An 18,048-nucleotide genomic window follows, 5' to 3' on the forward strand; every position below is an offset into this window, starting at 1 on the left:
AATGGCTACAGCCGCTTACGCTTGAAATATAAGAATGAAAATAGCTGATCATTTTCATAAAAAGCTTATATTTCTACGCGAAACGAGCTTACACTATTTAGACGGTTTCAGCCGTTTACGCTTGAAATATAAGAATGAAAATAGCTAATTATTTTCATAAGAATCTTATATTTCTACGCGAAACGAGCCTACACTATTTCATCGGCTACAGCCGTTTACGCTTGAAATATAAGAATGAAAATAGATGATTATTTTCATAAAAAGCTTATATTTCTACGCGAAACGAGCCTACACTATTTAGACGGTTTCAGCCGTTTACGCTTGAAAGGAGCGGATTACTAATGAGTTTAAGTGTTGTATTAATGTTGATTCAAGTGTTTTTTGCAGTTGTTATCGGCTTGTATTTCTGGAATTTGCTGCGCAATCAGAAGACGAACCGCTCGGCCGTTGATCGCGAGTCTCGCAAGGAGATGGACAAGCTTAGAAAGCTTAGGAGTGTATCGCTTACGAAGCCCTTATCGGAGAAGACAAGGCCGCAAGCGATGCAGGACATCGTTGGCCAGCGTGACGGTCTGCGTGCCTTAAAGGCGGCGCTGTGCAGCGCAAACCCGCAGCATGTTATCATTTATGGTCCTCCAGGTGTCGGGAAGACCGCTGCGGCGCGTGTCGTGCTGGAGGAAGCCAAAAAAAATCCTTCTTCGCCGTTTTTGCCTGAAGCGAAATTTACAGAGATCGATGCGACAACCGCTAGGTTTGATGAGCGCGGAATAGCTGATCCGCTAATCGGCTCGGTTCATGATCCTATTTATCAAGGTGCAGGTGCGATGGGTGTAGCAGGTATTCCTCAACCTAAGCCAGGCGCTGTGACGAAGGCGCATGGCGGGATCTTGTTTATTGACGAAATAGGTGAATTGCATCCGATTCAAATGAATAAATTGTTAAAGGTACTGGAAGATCGTAAAGTGTTTCTGGAGAGCGCGTATTATAATTCGGAGGATTCGAATATACCAGTGTATATTCATGATATCTTCCAAAACGGCCTGCCTGCTGATTTCCGTCTAGTCGGTGCAACAACACGGTCGCCGCAGGAAATTCCGCCAGCTATCCGTTCGCGCTGCATGGAGGTGTTTTTTCGTCCGCTGCTTGCTGAGGAGATTGGCTTAGTAGCAGAAAACGCAGTGAAAAAAATTGGCTTTGCTCCTTGTCCTGAAGCGATCGATGTCGTCAAGCGATATGCGACGAACGGACGCGAAGCGGTTAACGTCATTCAGCTAGCTGCGGGTGTAGCTCTATCCGAAAAAAGGGACAGCATCGCTGCGGGCGATATTGAATGGGTTGTAAACAGCAGTCAAATTCCACCGCGTCCAGATCGCAAGGTGCCGGATGCACCGCAAATCGGTTTCGTAAATGGCCTTGCTGTATATGGTCCAAATATGGGCACGCTGCTCGAAATCGAAGTAAGCGCAATTCCTGCTGCTTCTGGCAAAGGTCTGTTTACAATAACAGGCGTTGTAGACGAAGAGGAGCTTGGCGGAGGATCGCGGACGCTTAGAAGAAAAAGTATGGCAAAGGGCTCAGTCGAAAACGTAATTACAGTTTTGAGACGTATCGGGCTTAATCCGCAGGATTTTGACTTGCATATCAACTTCCCTGGCGGTACGCCAATTGATGGCCCTTCTGCCGGTATTGCGATGGCAACAGCTATTACATCAGCAATAAAAGGCATTCCAATTGACAATAAACTGGCCATGACAGGTGAAGTTGGCATACATGGAAACGTAAAACCAGTTGGCGGCGTATTAGCTAAAGTTGAGGCAGCTTTCCAAGCTGGTGCGAAAACAGTCATTATTCCGAGGGAGAACTGGCAAGCGATTTTTGCAGACTTGGAAGGTCTTAAGGTCATTCCTGTCGAAAAGGTGGAAGAAGTGTTCAAGTTTGTGTTTCCAGATACTGAAGTGTCCCCTGTGCGGGTCGAAGCTCCGCTTGGAACCGATCTTTTTATCGCTTCAGCCGTTCCGTATTTGCAGGCTGATTCCGTAGAATGATAAACTAGGGTAGACGTTAACAATTGGAGGTGCTGGTGTGGGACCTAGTAAATCGAAAGGTCGTCGGCTGCCCTTGCTTCCGCTTAGAGGGCTACTCGTTTATCCCAGCATGGTGCTCCACCTTGATGTGGGTAGGGACAAATCGGTTCGAGCGTTAGAACGCTCGATGGTCGAAGATCATATGATATTGCTTTGTTCACAGTCTGAAGTGAACATTGAGGAGCCGACTGAGGAAGATATATATAAAGTTGGCACCATAGCAAAAGTAAGGCAAATGCTGAAGCTGCCTAACGGCACGATCCGTGTGCTGGTGGAAGGCGTATCGCGTGCTGAGATTTTGGACTATTTGCCGAACGACGAGTTTTATGAAGTATCTGTAAAAGAATTGCCGGAGCAGGAGACGGATGATCCTGAAGTCGATGCGCTTATGCGCTCGGTCTTGAACCAATTCGAGCATTATATTTCATTATCGAAGAAGGTTACGCCTGAAACCTATGCGGCGGTTTCCGACATTGATGATCCGGGCCGCCTTGCGGATGTCATTACGAGCCATCTTTCGCTGAAAATCAAGGATAAGCAGGATATTCTTGAAACCGTAGATGTCGGAGCTCGACTAGAGAAGCTGCTCGACATCTTGAACAACGAGCGCGAAGTGCTGGAGCTTGAGCGCAAAATAAACCAACGCGTCAAGAAACAGATGGAAAAGACGCAAAAGGAATATTATTTGCGCGAGCAAATGAAGGCGATCCAGAAGGAGCTCGGAGAGAAGGAAGGCCGTGCTGGCGAGGTCGAGGAGCTGCGTGCGCAGCTGGCCGAGGCAGGCGTGCCTGATCTCGTGAAAGAGAAGATCGAGAAGGAAATTGATCGACTCGAGAAAATGCCGTCCACCTCTGCAGAAGGCGGCGTCATTCGCAATTATATCGATTGGCTGCTTTCTTTGCCTTGGAGCAAGACGACCGAAGATGATTTAAGCTTGAGCAAAGCAGAAGCGATTCTTAATGATGACCATTATGGTCTAGAAAAGCCGAAAGAGCGGGTGCTTGAATATTTGGCGGTTCAGAAGCTAGTCAAGCAGCTAAAGGGTCCAATCCTTTGCTTGGTAGGCCCGCCGGGTGTTGGTAAAACTTCGCTTGCCCGTTCGATTGCCAAATCTCTTGGTCGTAAGTTTGTGCGTATCTCGCTTGGCGGGGTGCGAGACGAAGCAGAGATCCGCGGTCACAGGCGGACTTATGTAGGCGCTATGCCAGGAAGAATTATTCAAGGCATGAAGACGGCAGGTTCTTCAAATCCTGTATTTTTGCTGGATGAGATTGACAAAATGGCGATGGATTTCCGTGGAGATCCAGCTTCAGCGCTTCTAGAAGTGCTCGATCCAGAACAAAACAACACGTTCAGCGATCATTATGTAGAAGTGCCATTTGATCTATCTAATGTGATGTTCGTAACGACCGCGAATGCGATGCACAATATTCCTCGTCCGCTGCTTGATCGGATGGAGGTCTTGTATATTCCAGGATATACGGAGCTTGAGAAGCTGCAAATCGGTAATCGTTATCTATTGCCGAAGCAGAAAAAGGAACATGGCTTGACCGAGGAACAGCTCATTGTCTCGGAAGAGGTATTGCTCCAGCTGATTAGGGAATATACGAGGGAATCCGGCGTTCGAAATTTAGAGCAGCAAATTGCAGCAGTGTGCCGTAAGGCAGCGAAACGATTTGTTGCAAATGAGCAAACGGAATCCTCCGAGCCATTTGAAGTTACGAGTGAGGAGCTCAAGGAATTGCTGGGCCCTTCGAAGTTCCGTTATGGCCTAGCTGAGAGCGAGAATCAGATCGGAGCGGTGACTGGTCTTGCGTGGACTGAGGTAGGTGGAGATACGCTTGTCATTGAAGTCACAGTAATGCCGGGTAGCGGAAAACTAACGTTAACTGGTAAACTAGGTGATGTCATGAAGGAATCTGCTCAAGCGGCATTCAGTTACACTCGCTCGAAAGCGCTTGAGCTGGGCATTGACCCAAGCTTTCATGAGAAAAATGATATTCATATTCATATTCCAGAGGGTGCGATTCCAAAGGATGGTCCATCAGCAGGCATTACGATTGCAACAGCGCTTATCTCCGCGCTTACAAACCGCTATGTGGATAAGGAAGTGGCGATGACGGGCGAAATTACGCTCAGAGGCCGCGTGCTTCCGATTGGCGGTTTGAAGGAAAAATCGCTGGCAGCGCATCGTGCAGGCATTCGCAAAATATTGTTGCCGAAAGAAAATGAACGGGATCTAGGGGATATTCCCGATAGCGTACGACATGATATGCAATTTTTTCCTGTCAGTCATATGGATGAAGTGCTGCAGCATGCGTTGCTTCCGGTTCAAACGGAAGAGAAAGCAGGTACAACGATTTTATGAAAATTACACAAGCAGAATTCATCATCAGCGCAGTAAAACCACATCAATACCCAGAGGACGCCTTGCCAGAGATAGCTCTGGCAGGGCGTTCGAATGTCGGAAAATCTTCATTGATTAATAAACTTATTTTACGCAAAAACTTAGCTAGAACGAGCTCGCAGCCAGGCAAAACGCAGCAGCTTAATTACTACCGCGTGAATGACCTTATTTATTTGGTTGATTTTCCGGGGTATGGCTATGCTAAGGTTTCCAAAACTCAGCGCTTGCAGTTTGGCGAAATGATTGAACGTTATATCCGTGACCGTGAGCCGCTCAAGCTTCAGCTGCTGGTCATCGATATTCGTCATGAACCGTCTCTGCTCGATCAGCAAATGTACAAATGGCTGAAGCATTATGAAATCCCAACATGCGTCGTTGCGACCAAGGCGGATAAAATTCCGAAGTCGAAGTGGGACAAGCATATTAAAATGATCAAAAAAACGCTTGAAGTCGACCCAAGCGATTCCGTCGTATTATTCTCGTCTGAATTAGGGCTTGGACGCGAGCAACTATGGGACATCATAACTGAAGCGATTGCTACATGAGGTAGCAAGACCAGCAAGTTATTCTATAAAGCAGAGGATTTAGTGAAATAGTCGGCATTCCTCGTGAATTCTACCGTTATTTTGTGGAATATGCGAGAATATCGGGGATGAACGACAGGAATAAAATGATAAGATCACGTATAATATACTTAAGCAACAAGACCAAAGTTAAAGACCAAAGCGTGCAAGTTCAAAGAATTGAGGAGATTTTTATGGCTAAGCGGCTAGCCACAGAGTATGTAAATGCCAAACTGCAATTGACGAATGAAGAGATGGCTGAGTTTATCCGTTCATTTGAAGAGCAACAAATACACCTTCAGGTGTTGGTGCTTGACAATGGGAATCAGGAGCTCGTTCTCGAAGATGTAGCAGGGAGGGAAGAAGTCCGACTGACCTTTGAACGTCAACAAGACTATTACGTGTGCGTATTATCTTGCCGTCTTGTGCAACCGAGGCTGACCAATGCTATGCGAAAAGCTCTTTCAGCTTTCCGTGGCAACGCGATCGTCAACCGAATCTACAGTCATTATACGATGATCTATCATTATAAGAATGGTTCCGTTCACCAAATTGTCGAAAGCTCGAGCACAGGGGAGCGCATTGTATTCGAATTCAAGGATACACTTGGCCAACTGGAGCGTGTGTTCCAAAGTCGTTTGATCGAGCGGGAAATCGGATTGTTAAGCAATGCAGTCAATGAATTGCTAGATCTTCGCAACCAAACGAAGGATGCTGAAGAAATTAGCAAAATCGATGAGCGTTTAACCGATCTGACTCGCAAGCTCTTCATCCTTGAAGCTTAAACCATTTAGGAAATCTTGATTAAAGAGGCTGCTTTCGCAGCCTCTTTTTTTTGTTTTCAAAATATTGCATCTATGAATTTTGCAACATTTTGCGTGTTTAAACAGTTAGTATCAGGGTAAGGCGAGTGGATAGCATCTTAGTTTTTTATACAACAAGGAGATGAATAGGAATGAATCAAACCAAACGATTTAAACAATTTGCTATCGGAATATCATTTGCGATCGCATTATCTTTAACAGCGTGCAGCAATAAGGATACAGGAGCAGATCAAGTGCCGCCGCCGGCAACGGAGATGCCGAGCAATCAGCCAGAGACAAGTACACCGGCTTCACCGGACACCAAGCCAAGCGTCCCGCCTTCTGAACAGCCTAATGAGCAACCAGGCGGTAATGGCGCTGAGGAGCCCTCTAGCGGCTCTGAGGCCGGAGAAACGATCAGCTCAGTCTATGCGCTTGCGAAGGAAGGCAAAGTTCCAGGTTCCGATTATGCTGCCCATATCGCATTATTCGATGATATAGAGAAAAAATGGGGCAAGCCTGATACCAACGAATCCGCTGGGAAAGGGATGTACGCTGCCTACAAAGATAAAGGGATTACATTTGGATACAACAAAGGCATGCTTGTTTATGATGTAAGATCTTATTCGAAAAAGCTTCAAGGCATTACATTGAAAGACATAGAGATCGCGCTTGGGTCTGCTGATGAAAAAACGGTTAACGGTACGGATGACATTTATACCTATGAGGTCAATAAACAATATCAGCTTAAATTTATTTTGGCTGAAGCAACTGGCAAGGTGGATCACATCTCTGTATACAGTCCGCAGGACGCAAAAAATAATATGGCGGGATGATCGCACAGCCCATTGCGAGATAAGCTTCAACGTCATACATTGAAAACGGGGCTGGCAATGAAAGGTTATTTCCATCCTTTAGAAAAAAAGTATTGCAATTATCCCGGATAGATGTTATTTTTATTCTCGTTGAAAAGATTGTTGATGTTAATAATAGGAACCAGGATTCACTCAGGACATTGTTATGTTGCGAGAGATTAATCCCTCGAGAAGTGAATGACGTAGGTCCTAGCGGATGAAATTTTTCAAACATTTTATTCCTAGGAAGGGGGAACCGGAAGATGGAATACTCAACTTTCGGAAGACACGTTGCTGTTGATACTTGGGGTGTAGACTTTGATCTACTGAACAGCGCTGAATTTTTGCAATCACACATGGTAGAGGCTGCAGAGGCTTGTGGTGCTACTGTATTGTCGGTTCAAGCCAAACAATTCGATCCTCAAGGCGCAACTGTGCTCGTGCTGCTGTCGGAGAGTCACCTCTCGATTCATACGTATCCTGAGAGAGGTTTTGCTGCGCTTGATTGTTATACTTGCGGCGAAACTGTAGATCCTCAGCTTGCGATCGACTACATGCTCGCTGTACTGAAGCCAAAAGCGACGTATGCGAAGAAGCTTGTACGCGGTATGGGCGAACTGCAAGTAGAAGAGCCAAAAATGAAACAAACTGAGCTCGTTTAAGAGCTTTAAAACTTATTGCTCATAGCGAAATAACCATGGATGGTATCCATGGTTATTTCTTTGTAGTAAAAGGGAATAATGAGTCTGTACTTTTCAAATATTATTCATAAATGAACATTATCTGAATGTTTTACTATGCTATAATTATCGATAACATCAATGCTTGATCGCTTAAAGAGAAGGAGGCAGGTGACCGCGCATGCACATTATCGCAGTAGGACTGAATTACCGAACGGCTCCCGTAGAAGTAAGAGAACAATTTGCGTTCGCAGAACGGGATTTGCCGGAAGCATTAATACAGCTCATTCAGACACAAAGCATAATGGAATGTGTCATAGTAGCGACCTGCAATCGGACGGAGCTTTATGCAGTTGTAGACAGGCACCATCTATGCGGGCATTACATTCGAAGCTTTATGGAGAAGTGGTTTAAGCTGCCTAGGCAGAACTTCACCAACCATTTATATATGTATGAGGACGAGAAGGCGATTGATCATTTATTCCGTGTAACGAGCGGACTTGATTCCATGGTCATCGGCGAGACTCAAATTTTGGGACAAGTAAAAACAGCTTTTCAGCTCGCGCAGCAGCAGAAGACGACAGGTACAGTTTTTAATATGCTGTTTAAACAGGCGGTTACGATGGCCAAGCGTGCCCATTCCGAAACGTCGATCGGCGAATCTGCAGTTTCTGTGAGCTACGCTGCCGTTGAGCTTGGGAAACGGATTTTCGGACAATTCAACAAAAAAACGGTTATGGTCATTGGTGCGGGTGAAACGGGCGAACTGACTGCCAAGCATCTGTATACGAATGGCGCAGATCGCGTCGTTGTTGTAAATCGCACCTATGAGCGGGCAACACAGCTGGCAGACAAGTTTAACGGAATCGCATGGTCGATGGAAGAAGCAGTGGATAAGCTTCATGAAGCAGACATTATTATCAGCTCCACTGGCTCGAAAGAATATGTGTTAACGCGCAAACAGGTTGCAGAAGCTATGCAGCGTAGAAAAGCGAAGCCGCTCTTTATGATTGATATTGCGGTACCGCGTGATTTGGAACCTTCGATTGCTGCCGTTGATAATGTATTCTTGTATGATATTGATGATTTAGAGGGCATCGTGGAAAGCAATCTCGCGCATAGGCGTCAAGAGGCTGCCAAAATTGAAACGATGATTACCGAAGAAATTGAAGTGTTCGAGCAGTGGTACAAAACGCTTGGCGTTGTTCCCCTTATTCGAACTTTGCAATCCAAAGCAGCAGGCATTCACGAGGAAACGATGAACAGCTTGACGAATAAATTGCCTGATCTCGGCGAGCATGAGCTTAAAGTAATCCGTAAGCTAACAAAAAGCATCGTTAACCAAATGATGCAGGATCCTATTTTACGAATTAAAGAAATGGCTGGCGAGAAGCGGGCAGACGAAGCGATGGATATGTTCGTTAAGCTGTTTGCACTCGAGGAAGATCTTGCTAAAGCGCGTCAAGCGGAGCTTGAAGCGGCAACAGATACTGTCGCTGCTGCAAAAAAGAAAAATGTTCAACCCCATGCAGCTGCGGCGGTATTAGCACCTATTACAAGGTAGAGGGCTGCTAGGTGGAGGAGCTATGGAGACGCAAAACTTTTTATATGATGCGATACTTTATATTTACGCCCTGAGCCTGCTGTTTTATTTCTCCGACTTCATGAATGCAAGTCGGAGAGCGAAACGGATGGGTACAGGGCTGCTTATTTTTGTTTGGGTATTACAGACTGGTTACCTTGTTACTCGCATCGTATCTCATTTGCAAATGACGGAAGTATCAACCTTTGAATACTGGTTAGGCTTTTCTTGGCTTTTAGTTACCATTTCGCTAGTGATCAGTCGATTTATTAAAATTGATTTCATTGTGTTTTTTGTAAATGTTGTTGGTTTTGCGGTGTTGGCGCTTAACCTGTATAGTGACCCTGGAAATGGCGAGTCGCTTAAAGTTTGGGAAACAACAAGAGAGCTATTATACATTCATATCAGTCTCGTTTTGCTTGCGTATGCTGCATTAACCATAGGCGCTTTGTTCGCCGGCATGTATTTGTTTTTGCATAATCAGCTGAAACGAAAGCGCTGGTCAAACTTTGTGCGCAGATTGCCAAGCCTCGATATGATTGAGCGTTATGGAGATCGAGCAGTCATTGTTGGCGTTCCATTGTTTGCAATGTCGCTTGCGATTGCGGTGACGTCTATACTTGTCGAAAGACGGTTTGCGTTGTTGATTGACTGGAAGGTACTGTCTTCCTTTGGAACCTTGGTCATGTACATTATTTATGTGTACCAGAGAGCGATGCTCAAACGTCCCGGATTGCAATTGGCCCGCTTTTATATTATTTCGTTTGGTTTGCTGCTTCTGAATTTGTTTACTAATTATTTCTCCTCCTTTCATTAACGAGAATTGACTGCTGGAGGCAAGGACGGCAATGAATGGTTTATATCCAATTTTCATGCAGCTTAAAGGCAAACGCTGCGTTATAATCGGCGGCGGAAGCGTGGCGCAGCGAAAGCTGCAAGGGCTGCTGGCTGCTGGAGCGGATGAAATATGGGTCATCAGCCCGTCATTAACTCCTCAACTCGTGAGTTTGGCTTCCGACGGGGAAATCAACTGGTTCCAGCGAGAGTACAATGATGGCGATCTTGCTGGTGCATCGTTAGTGTTTGCGGCAACAAACGATAAACGTTTAAATGCGGAGATTGCGGCCGCCGCCGATCGGCTTGGCATTTTAGTAAACGCGGTGGATGATGCGGACAAAGGCTCGTTTATTTCACCTTCGATTGTCAGGCGTGGAGATTTGCTGCTGGCGGTTACTGCTTCAGGTGCAAGCCCGGCATTGTCTCAGCAAATAAAGAAAGAGCTTGCAGCGCTTTATGGCCCGGAATACGAAGAAATAACTATAGTAATGCGACGCTTTCGGGAGAAAGTGTTAAACAGCTTGCTTGATGAACAGGAGAGACAATCCGTGCTGAAGCTTGCGGCCGAAGAGGCAGCGACGCTAAAGCGGATCAATATTGATATGGATGAATGGCTGCAAAGCTTGCTTCATCGGATAGACAGGGGGCTTACATAATGGCAACAACTAACCAAGGACAACGAATTATCGTGGTAGGAACAAGGCAAAGCGCACTTGCGCTTACACAAACGGGACAAGTGATCGATGAACTGACACGCATAAGTGAGAAGCATGGGTTTGATTATAAGTTTGAAGTGAAAAAAATAGTAACAAAAGGTGATCGCATACTTGATGTTACGCTGTCTAAAGTAGGTGGAAAAGGGCTGTTCGTTAAGGAAATCGAACAAGCACTTGCAGACGGTGTAATTGATTTGGCCGTTCACAGCATGAAGGACATGCCTTATGAGCTTCCAGAAGGGTTAATAAATGGAGCGATTCCAAGACGCGTCGATCCTAGAGATTGCCTTATCACTCGTGAAGGCGGCGGATTGTCTGAATTGCCTCTAGGTGCGAGAGTGGGAACGAGCAGCCTGCGCAGATCCTGCCAGCTTAAAAACGCGAGACCTGATCTTCAGCTTGAGTCCATAAGGGGCAATATAGATTCCCGTATTCGCAAATTAGAAACCGAAGGTTTCGATGCGGTTGTGCTTGCTGCAGCTGGTCTGAAACGCATGGGATGGGAAGATCGCATATCTGCGAACATTCCTGTTGATGTATGCTTGCCTGCTGTAGGACAAGGCGCACTTGGCATTGAATGCCGCGAGAATGATGAACAAGTTCGAGAGCTGCTTTCCCTTCTTAACGATGATGAAACCGAGGTTACGGTACGAGCTGAGCGAAGCTTCCTTGGTTCACTGAATGGTGGATGCCAGGTGCCGATAGGCGCATATTGCACATTAGGTGATGAGCTCCCAGGCCAAAGTGGGAAACATGAGCTTATCCTGACGGGCATGGTCGGATCGCCGGACGGAGCAACGCTGCTGAAAGAAGTGATGAAGGGAATTGATCCTGAACAGCTTGGTCGTGATGTTGCAGATGCACTCATTGCACGCGGCGCAGACCGTATTTTAGCTGAAATTGGGGGATGACGGGCTTGGACAAGGGGAAGGTATATTTAGTTGGCGCCGGACCGGGAGATCCGAAGCTGATTACGGTGCGCGGACTGCAATGCTTGGAGGAATGTGAGGTTGTCGTTTACGATCGCTTGGCAAGCCCGAGATTGCTCCGGTACGTGAAGCCGGGAGCGGAGAGAATTTACGTCGGCAAGCTGCCAGACCGTCATACAATGAAGCAGGAGGAAATCAACCAGCTTCTTGTCGATTTGGCGCTGCAAGGCAAGATCGTTACACGTCTGAAAGGCGGAGATCCTACGATTTTTGGACGAGTTGGAGAAGAAGCCGAGCTTCTTTATGATAACGGAATCGAGTTCGAAATCGTGCCAGGCATTACCTCGGCAATCGCAGTTCCCGCTTACGCAGGCATTCCAGTCACACATCGTGATATGGCATCATCCTTGTCCATTATTACGGGTCATGAGAGTCCGGATAAGCTTGACCGCTCCATTCATTGGGATAAAGTAACGAATGCTACGGGAACCCTTATTTTTCTTATGGGTGTCGCCAAAATAGGATATATTTCTGATCAGCTCATGAAGCATGGCAAGCCGCCGCAAACGCCAGTTGCACTTATTCGCTGGGGAACGAGAGTTGAACAGCGTACCATTGTTGGTACGCTGGAAACCATTGAGGGGATTGTCAAAGCAGCGAATTTTAAGCCGCCTGCTGTCATTGTGGTAGGCGACGTTGTACTGCAGAGAGAGAAGCTGAAATGGTATGAGAACAAGCCGCTATTTGGCTTGCGTATACTCGTTACACGAGCTAGAGCACAGGCAAGCGAGCTAGCTGAACAGATTGAAACGCTTGGCGGGGAGCCTTGCGAGTTTCCAGTCATTGAAACGATTGAACCAACGGACCCCGTTGTTGTAGCTAACTTGAAGGAACAGTTGGAGCAGGCAGAACAATATGAGTGGCTAATGTATACGAGCGTAAACGGCGTGGAGTACTTTTTTGAATGGCTGCGTAAATTTAATATCGATATTAGGAGATTTTTTGGTGCGAGAATTGCAGCAGTTGGTCCTAAGACAGCTGAGGCGCTTGCAAAGCGCGGCTTAGTGGTTGATGAGCTGCCTGTAAAGTTCCATGCGGAAGGTTTGCTGGACAAGCTGGCGCCGCAGCTGAAGGCCGGAGAACGAGTGCTGCTGCCTCGAGGAGATCTTGCACGCGAGGTATTGCCTCGCGAGCTGAAGGCAATGGGACTTGTGCCAACGGAAATCGATGTTTATGAAACGGTCATTGTCGATGAGCAGGACGAGCTTGCCCTCGAATGGATTCGCGAGAAAGAAATTCACATGATTACATTCACTAGTTCATCGACGGTGACCAATTTGCTTGAGGTATTGAGACGCAAGGGCATTTCAGATCCAGTACAACTATTAGCGGACATTCCCATTGCGAGTATTGGCCCGCTAACAACGAAGACTGCACTAGAAGCAGGCTTGAAGGTTGCTATTGAGCCAGAAGATTCAACGCTGGATAGTATGCTTAAAGCAATCGTTGATTATCAGCAAAAACAACTTGCTAAGCTAGTCGAGGAGGAATACTAAGTGATGAGTTTCCCAACAGTAAGAAATCGCAGATTACGCAAAACGTCTGCTCTTCGGAGCATGGTAAGAGAAACCGTTCTGAGTGTAAATGATTTTATATATCCGATCTTCGTTACGCATGGTGTAAATATAAAAGAAGAAATTCCATCAATGCCGGGTGTATACCATCTGTCGATGGATCTTTTGGAGCAGGAGATTCGTGAAGTGGTTGCTTGCGGCATTCAATCGGTGCTGCTGTTCGGCCTTCCAGAATATAAAGATGCTTTGGGATCTTCGGCTTATGATGCGAACGGTATCGTTCAACAAGCGATAAAAGCAGTGAAGAAGTGGGCGCCGGAGCTTGTTGTTGTCGCTGACACTTGTTTATGCCAATTTACCGACCACGGTCATTGCGGCATCGTACATTTGCATGAGGAAACAGGCATAGCGGAAGTGGATAATGACTCCTCGCTTGATCTGCTCGTACAAACGGCGGTATCGCAAGCGGAAGCAGGAGCAGACATTATCGCACCTTCCAATATGATGGACGGCTTTGTGCTTGCTATTCGTGAAGGACTAGATGACGCTGGCTTTAGTGACGTTCCGATTATGTCTTACTCTGTTAAATTTTCTTCGGCTTATTACGGCCCTTTCCGTGATGCTGCACATTCGGCTCCACAATTCGGCGACCGCAAAACATACCAGATGGACCCAGCTAACGTACGCGAGGCGCTTCGTGAAGCAGAGTCAGATATTGCTGAGGGTGCCGATATGCTAATGGTCAAGCCTGCTTTAGCTTACTTGGATATTTTGAGGCTGCTTAAGGATAAATATAATTTACCGGTTGTCGCTTATAACGTCAGCGCCGAATACTCGATGGTGAAAGCCGCTGCAGCTAATGGCTGGATCGATGAGCAATCGATCGTTCTAGAAACCTTGCTAGGCATGAAGCGTGCTGGTGCTGATCTCATTATTACGTACCATGCAAAGGATGCGGCACGTTGGTTGAAGGGAGAGGGGTAAGCAGATGAGTGAACAGTCGAACCTTAGAAATGATGCGCGCTCAGTAGAAGCTTTCGAAAGAGCGAAAAAAGTAATGCCAGGCGGTGTAAACAGCCCGGTTAGAGCATTCAAATCAGTGGGCTTGAACCCTGTCTATATGGAGCGGGGAGAAGGCAGCCGCATTTATGATATCGATGGCAACAGCTATATCGATTATGTAGCATCATGGGGCCCTCTCATTATGGGTCATGCCCATCCTGAAGTGATCGAAGCGATTAAACGTACGGCAGAGAAGGGGACAAGCTTCGGCGCCCCAACAGAGCTTGAAACATTGATGGCTGAGCTTGTTTGCGAGCGAGTACCTTCAGTTGATATCGTTCGCATGGTTAACTCCGGTACGGAAGCGACGATGAGCGCCATTCGGCTTGCTCGCGGTTATACGAAACGAAGCAGGATTTTGAAATTCGAAGGCTCATATCATGGTCATGCGGATAGCTTGCTCATTAAAGCAGGCTCAGGCGTTGCGACGCTTGGCTTGCCTGACAGCCCGGGTGTACCGGAGCATGTAGCTTCGCATACGATTACGGTACCATACAACGATATTGAATCGGTAAAGCTTGCTTTCGAAAAATTCGGTGAGGAAATTGCTTGTGTCATCGTTGAACCGGTAGCTGGCAACATGGGCGTTGTTCCGCCATTGCCTGGTTTCTTGCAAGGGTTGCGCGACATTACAACGCAGTACGGTACGGTTCTTATTTTTGACGAGGTAATGACGGGCTTCCGTGTTGGTTATAACTGCGCGCAAGGACTTTATGGTATTACGCCAGACCTTACTTGCTTCGGCAAAGTTATTGGCGGCGGATTGCCAGTCGGCGCATACGGCGGCAAACGGGAGCTTATGGAGATGATTGCACCGAGCGGACCTATCTATCAAGCGGGAACCTTATCAGGCAATCCGCTTGCGATGGCGGCAGGTTATGCAACATTGAATCTGCTAACCCCTGAAGTGTATGAGCATATGGAGCGTCAAGCGGTTAGGCTGCAGCTTGGTTTTGAAGCGAATGCGCGCAAACATGGCATTGCAAATACGATTAACCGTGTTGGATCGATGGTTTGTCCGTTCTTCACGGATACGTTTGTCATCAATTTCGAAACGGCAAAAACATCCGATCTAGAGCGCTTTAAGGCTTATTTTGCGGCGATGCTTGATTTGGGTGTAAGCATTGCTCCTTCACAATTTGAAGGCATGTTTGTTTCCGGGGTTCATACGAATGAGGACATAGATGCGACAATCGAAGCGCATGATATTGCGTTTAGCCGCTTGTAATATTGCTGTATTTTGAAATGAAGGCAAGAGGCTCGTAAGGAAGCGAAGTTGTTTTTTGCATCGTTTACGATTGGGAGGAACGTTATATGATTGATGGTCAGATGAAGAGGAATGGACAATGGCTGGAGCTAGACTGGCTTGCTCTTGGCGCTGCGTCCTCTGATACCATTAATCCTGAATCGGAAAAGGATCCGGCAGCATCGCCGGAGCTTGCGCAGCCGCGGGCTGGCAGTCATCCGCACGTTGTGCGTCAGTGGCTGCTGGCCCGTTCCTTTTTTCCGCAGAAGTGGATTAATCGGTTGTTTTCAATTGGAGGCATTCAGTGGAACGGGGAGCATCTGCAGCTCCTTGCTTTCCCGCCAGTAGATCCGCGCAGTGATGCTTCATATCGTCACCTGCGCAGGGATACTAAACTAAATATGCCAGATGTGTTATATGAAGACGATTTCTGCATCGTATTTGACAAGCCAGCTGGCATGGCAGTGCATGGATCATCTCCCGGTCAAAGCGGAACGCTGGATGAGGCGGCGGCATGGCATCTTTTGAGCCAAGGCGATCCGCTGAATATACGTCATATCCACAGGCTGGATGATGATACGTCTGGTCCCGTTTTATATGCAAAAAATGATTTGGCCCAGTGGAAGCTTGATGAGGCGATGAGAGCGAAAGCGATAGACAGACAATATATGGCTGTCGTTCAAGGCAGGATGTCGAAGCTTTCGGGTACGATCAATATGCCAATAGGGAAGGATCGACATCACCCGGCAAGGCGCAGAGTTTCAGAAAACGGCGATCTAGCAATTAGCCATTACGAGGTTGTGGCAGCAAATTCTCGATCGTCACTAATACGTGTAAAGCTTGAGACGGGACGAACGCATCAAATTCGGGTTCACTTAAGTCATATTGGACATCCGCTGCTTGGAGACGGTCTGTATGGAGGCAGCACAGCACAGTTGAAGCATCAAGCGCTGCATGGGGAAAAGCTTGTTTTTCCGCATCCTCTGACCGACTCGCTAATAGAAGCAGCCTCGCCTTGGCCGCAATGGCTGATGCAGCTTTCAGAAGAGATGGAGTTCCGTTCAAAATGATAGTCATGCTCCTGCCCAACCTACCATATAGATAAGTAGTGAATGTAACGTTAGACCAAGCATTCAGTATGAGAGGGGAGGATTTAGGCGTGTCGGATCAAACGAACGGATTACGTTTTGATGTGTATGAACGCGTCCACTTGCCCGATGATGTTGCGGCAATTGACGAGTTGGAGGAAATTGAGCTTGTTCCTCGTATTCAAGTTATCGATCAAGGGGACCATGCCGTGCTTAGAGGGCAGCTTCTGCTTAGCGGGGTATATAGGAGTCAAACTGATTCCGAAAACTCCCTGACGCTGGAGCACTGGATACCGGTCGAAATAACGCTGCCAATGAACCGAATATCACGGCTGGATGATATTTCGATTGAAATTGACAATTTTGACGTCGATCTTTTGTCTGCTCGCACATTAAACATTACGGGTGTTCTTTCTTTGCGCGGTATTTCTGCTCAGCCTATTCAGGAGCCGGAGGACATTTGGCGCGAAGAACCTTTTACTGTCATTCATCAACGGGAAGTTTATGATGAACGAGCCGTGGAAGCTTTTAATGGTCAAAATGCCGCTATTGAACAATCGTACATAGCGGAAGAACTTGAGCTTGCTGCGCAAGAGGAGATTTCAAACGAGCAAATAGCCGATGCATCGGATGAGCCTGAGGAAGCAACCGTAACCATCTCTTCCTCATCGTCAGGCGGAGGTTGGTCATCTTCGCAGTTATTCGCCTCTCCTGCTCCGCAGGAAGAGGATGTGGAGAGCCAAGAAGATGAGAGAGAAATTTCACTATCTTCTCAGCAAACAAGCAACGAGGGCTGGTTAGCAACATCCTCGCCGTTTGCAAATGATTCCGCAGTGATTCCACCAGTTGAAGCAGCAAGCGAGCAAGTACTGGCGGAGGAACGTGAAGAGCCGGTACAAATCGATGCTCCAATAGCTCAAATAGCTCCAGTAGCAGAGGCTTTCCCGCAGCAGCAGAGTCCTGTTCCAGAGCAGGAAAAGCAGGAGCCGCGTATCGCAATTACAAACAAGCAGCCGCAAGAGGGTTCTGGTTTGGCAGGAGATGTCGGCATTCTCACGCTGCTTCAGACGAGTCGGCGTGAACAAGCAGCACGTCAGGCGGCAGAACAGGTAGTCGCTCAGCAACGGGCAGATGAGGAAGCTAGAGTACAGGCTTCCGGCGATGAGATTGAGTGGAAAAACTTATTTCTGGGCAAACGCTCGGAAGATAAGGAATTTAAGAAAATTCGGATGTGTATTGTGCAGCGGGACGAGACGCTTGATGTCATCGCTACACGCTATAGCATGAATCCGAGGGAAATTGTAATGTATAACCGATTGGACGACTCAAGTGTGTCGGAAGGACAGCTGTTATACATTCCATAGAGGCTTCTGTAACGAAAATGCCCTTATTGCTCATTAATTTGAGCGATAGGGGCATTTCTTGCTTCTGCCGAGGTTGACTCAGGTCAGCAACAAAGGTATGATAAAAGTATATATGTGTTATAACGACATTGATGGGGAATAGTAGGCAGCAAAGCCTTCAGAGAGTGGAACCGTTACGCTGAGAGGTTCTGCAGGAAGTGACTGCTACGAGTCGCCCCGGAGTTGCCTGAGCCAAGTAGGAGCAACCTGTGCTCTACCG

15 protein-coding genes and 1 other annotated feature (1 of these 16 only partly in view) are annotated in these 18,048 nt (G+C 47.0%); all 15 genes read left to right on the forward strand.

Annotated features, from left to right (window positions below):
* The first annotated feature begins 341 nt into the window (after nt 1-341).
* The 15 genes from lonB (at nt 342) to AC1DM9_RS23235 (ending at nt 17,789) form a co-directional block, all read left to right on the forward strand.
* Nucleotides 342-2,045, forward strand: coding sequence for an ATP-dependent protease LonB (lonB, locus tag AC1DM9_RS23165; RefSeq protein WP_339207835.1), 1,704 nt, complete (start codon nt 342-344; stop codon nt 2,043-2,045).
* 37 nt (nt 2,046-2,082) lie between these two features.
* Nucleotides 2,083-4,452: an endopeptidase La gene (lon, locus tag AC1DM9_RS23170; protein ID WP_477511914.1), complete on the forward strand. Its 2,370-nt coding sequence runs from the start codon at nt 2,083-2,085 to the stop codon at nt 4,450-4,452.
* A complete protein-coding gene (gene yihA, locus AC1DM9_RS23175; protein WP_076271653.1) occupies nt 4,449-5,036 on the forward strand; it encodes a ribosome biogenesis GTP-binding protein YihA/YsxC in 588 nt (195 codons plus the stop codon). Before lon ends, yihA begins: the two co-directional genes overlap by 4 nt.
* 212 nt (nt 5,037-5,248) lie before the next feature.
* Nucleotides 5,249-5,839: a non-ribosomal peptide synthetase module gene (locus AC1DM9_RS23180; protein WP_339207840.1), complete on the forward strand. Its 591-nt coding sequence runs from the start codon at nt 5,249-5,251 to the stop codon at nt 5,837-5,839.
* A 170-nt stretch (nt 5,840-6,009) separates the two neighbouring features.
* Nucleotides 6,010-6,693, forward strand: a complete 684-nt coding sequence (locus tag AC1DM9_RS23185) for a YjgB family protein (protein WP_477511915.1) — start codon at nt 6,010-6,012, stop codon at nt 6,691-6,693.
* Nucleotides 6,694-6,974: 281 nt separating this feature from the next.
* Complete coding sequence (gene speD, locus AC1DM9_RS23190) at nt 6,975-7,373, forward strand: adenosylmethionine decarboxylase (protein ID WP_054027216.1); 399 nt, start codon at nt 6,975-6,977, stop codon at nt 7,371-7,373.
* 199 nt (nt 7,374-7,572) lie between these two features.
* On the forward strand, nt 7,573-8,955 hold the full coding sequence (gene hemA, locus AC1DM9_RS23195) for a glutamyl-tRNA reductase (RefSeq protein WP_477582433.1): 1,383 nt from the start codon (nt 7,573-7,575) through the stop codon (nt 8,953-8,955).
* Nucleotides 8,956-8,977: 22 nt separating this feature from the next.
* Nucleotides 8,978-9,790 (forward strand): cytochrome C assembly family protein, encoded by an 813-nt coding sequence (locus tag AC1DM9_RS23200; RefSeq protein WP_076271657.1) that lies wholly within the window; start codon nt 8,978-8,980, stop codon nt 9,788-9,790.
* A gap of 31 nt (nt 9,791-9,821) precedes the next feature.
* The gene (locus tag AC1DM9_RS23205) at nt 9,822-10,466 is read left to right on the forward strand and encodes a precorrin-2 dehydrogenase/sirohydrochlorin ferrochelatase family protein (RefSeq protein ID WP_477511917.1); all 645 of its coding nucleotides are present in this window, start codon (nt 9,822-9,824) and stop codon (nt 10,464-10,466) included.
* Nucleotides 10,466-11,437: a hydroxymethylbilane synthase gene (gene hemC / locus AC1DM9_RS23210; protein ID WP_339207845.1), complete on the forward strand. Its 972-nt coding sequence runs from the start codon at nt 10,466-10,468 to the stop codon at nt 11,435-11,437. Before AC1DM9_RS23205 ends, hemC begins: the two co-directional genes overlap by 1 nt.
* 5 nt (nt 11,438-11,442) lie before the next feature.
* Nucleotides 11,443-13,011: a uroporphyrinogen-III C-methyltransferase gene (gene cobA, locus AC1DM9_RS23215; protein ID WP_477582435.1), complete on the forward strand. Its 1,569-nt coding sequence runs from the start codon at nt 11,443-11,445 to the stop codon at nt 13,009-13,011.
* A 3-nt stretch (nt 13,012-13,014) separates the two neighbouring features.
* Nucleotides 13,015-14,013 (forward strand): porphobilinogen synthase, encoded by a 999-nt coding sequence (gene hemB / locus AC1DM9_RS23220; protein ID WP_076271668.1) that lies wholly within the window; start codon nt 13,015-13,017, stop codon nt 14,011-14,013.
* Nucleotides 14,014-14,017: 4 nt separating this feature from the next.
* Entirely contained in the window at nt 14,018-15,319 is a 1,302-nt protein-coding gene (gene hemL, locus AC1DM9_RS23225; protein WP_076271661.1) for a glutamate-1-semialdehyde 2,1-aminomutase, read from the forward strand.
* An 86-nt stretch (nt 15,320-15,405) separates the two neighbouring features.
* Nucleotides 15,406-16,407, forward strand: a complete 1,002-nt coding sequence (locus tag AC1DM9_RS23230) for an RluA family pseudouridine synthase (RefSeq protein ID WP_477549772.1) — start codon at nt 15,406-15,408, stop codon at nt 16,405-16,407.
* Between the two features lie 89 nt (nt 16,408-16,496).
* Entirely contained in the window at nt 16,497-17,789 is a 1,293-nt protein-coding gene (locus AC1DM9_RS23235; protein ID WP_477582437.1) for a LysM peptidoglycan-binding domain-containing protein, read from the forward strand.
* A 119-nt stretch (nt 17,790-17,908) separates the two neighbouring features.
* Nucleotides 17,909-18,048, forward strand: a binding site (T-box leader); it runs 101 nt beyond the window's last position.

This window comes from Paenibacillus sp. 01T431, assembly GCF_056398625.1.

What these genes read in the sequence shown, in the direction of transcription:
- speD (WP_054027216.1), top strand. Translation starts at nt 6,975, where the DNA reads ATGGAATACTCAACTTTCGGAAGACACGTTGCTGTTGATACTTGGGGT.
- hemA (WP_477582433.1), top strand. Translation starts at nt 7,573, where the DNA reads ATGCACATTATCGCAGTAGGACTGAATTACCGAACGGCTCCCGTAGAA.
- AC1DM9_RS23205 (WP_477511917.1), top strand. Translation starts at nt 9,822, where the DNA reads ATGAATGGTTTATATCCAATTTTCATGCAGCTTAAAGGCAAACGCTGC.
- hemL (WP_076271661.1), top strand. Translation starts at nt 14,018, where the DNA reads ATGAGTGAACAGTCGAACCTTAGAAATGATGCGCGCTCAGTAGAAGCT.
- hemB (WP_076271668.1), top strand. Translation starts at nt 13,015, where the DNA reads ATGAGTTTCCCAACAGTAAGAAATCGCAGATTACGCAAAACGTCTGCT.
- AC1DM9_RS23185 (WP_477511915.1), top strand. Translation starts at nt 6,010, where the DNA reads ATGAATCAAACCAAACGATTTAAACAATTTGCTATCGGAATATCATTT.
- AC1DM9_RS23200 (WP_076271657.1), top strand. Translation starts at nt 8,978, where the DNA reads ATGGAGACGCAAAACTTTTTATATGATGCGATACTTTATATTTACGCC.
- AC1DM9_RS23180 (WP_339207840.1), top strand. Translation starts at nt 5,249, where the DNA reads ATGGCTAAGCGGCTAGCCACAGAGTATGTAAATGCCAAACTGCAATTG.
- lonB (WP_339207835.1), top strand. Translation starts at nt 342, where the DNA reads ATGAGTTTAAGTGTTGTATTAATGTTGATTCAAGTGTTTTTTGCAGTT.
- hemC (WP_339207845.1), top strand. Translation starts at nt 10,466, where the DNA reads ATGGCAACAACTAACCAAGGACAACGAATTATCGTGGTAGGAACAAGG.
- AC1DM9_RS23230 (WP_477549772.1), top strand. Translation starts at nt 15,406, where the DNA reads ATGATTGATGGTCAGATGAAGAGGAATGGACAATGGCTGGAGCTAGAC.
- yihA (WP_076271653.1), top strand. Translation starts at nt 4,449, where the DNA reads ATGAAAATTACACAAGCAGAATTCATCATCAGCGCAGTAAAACCACAT.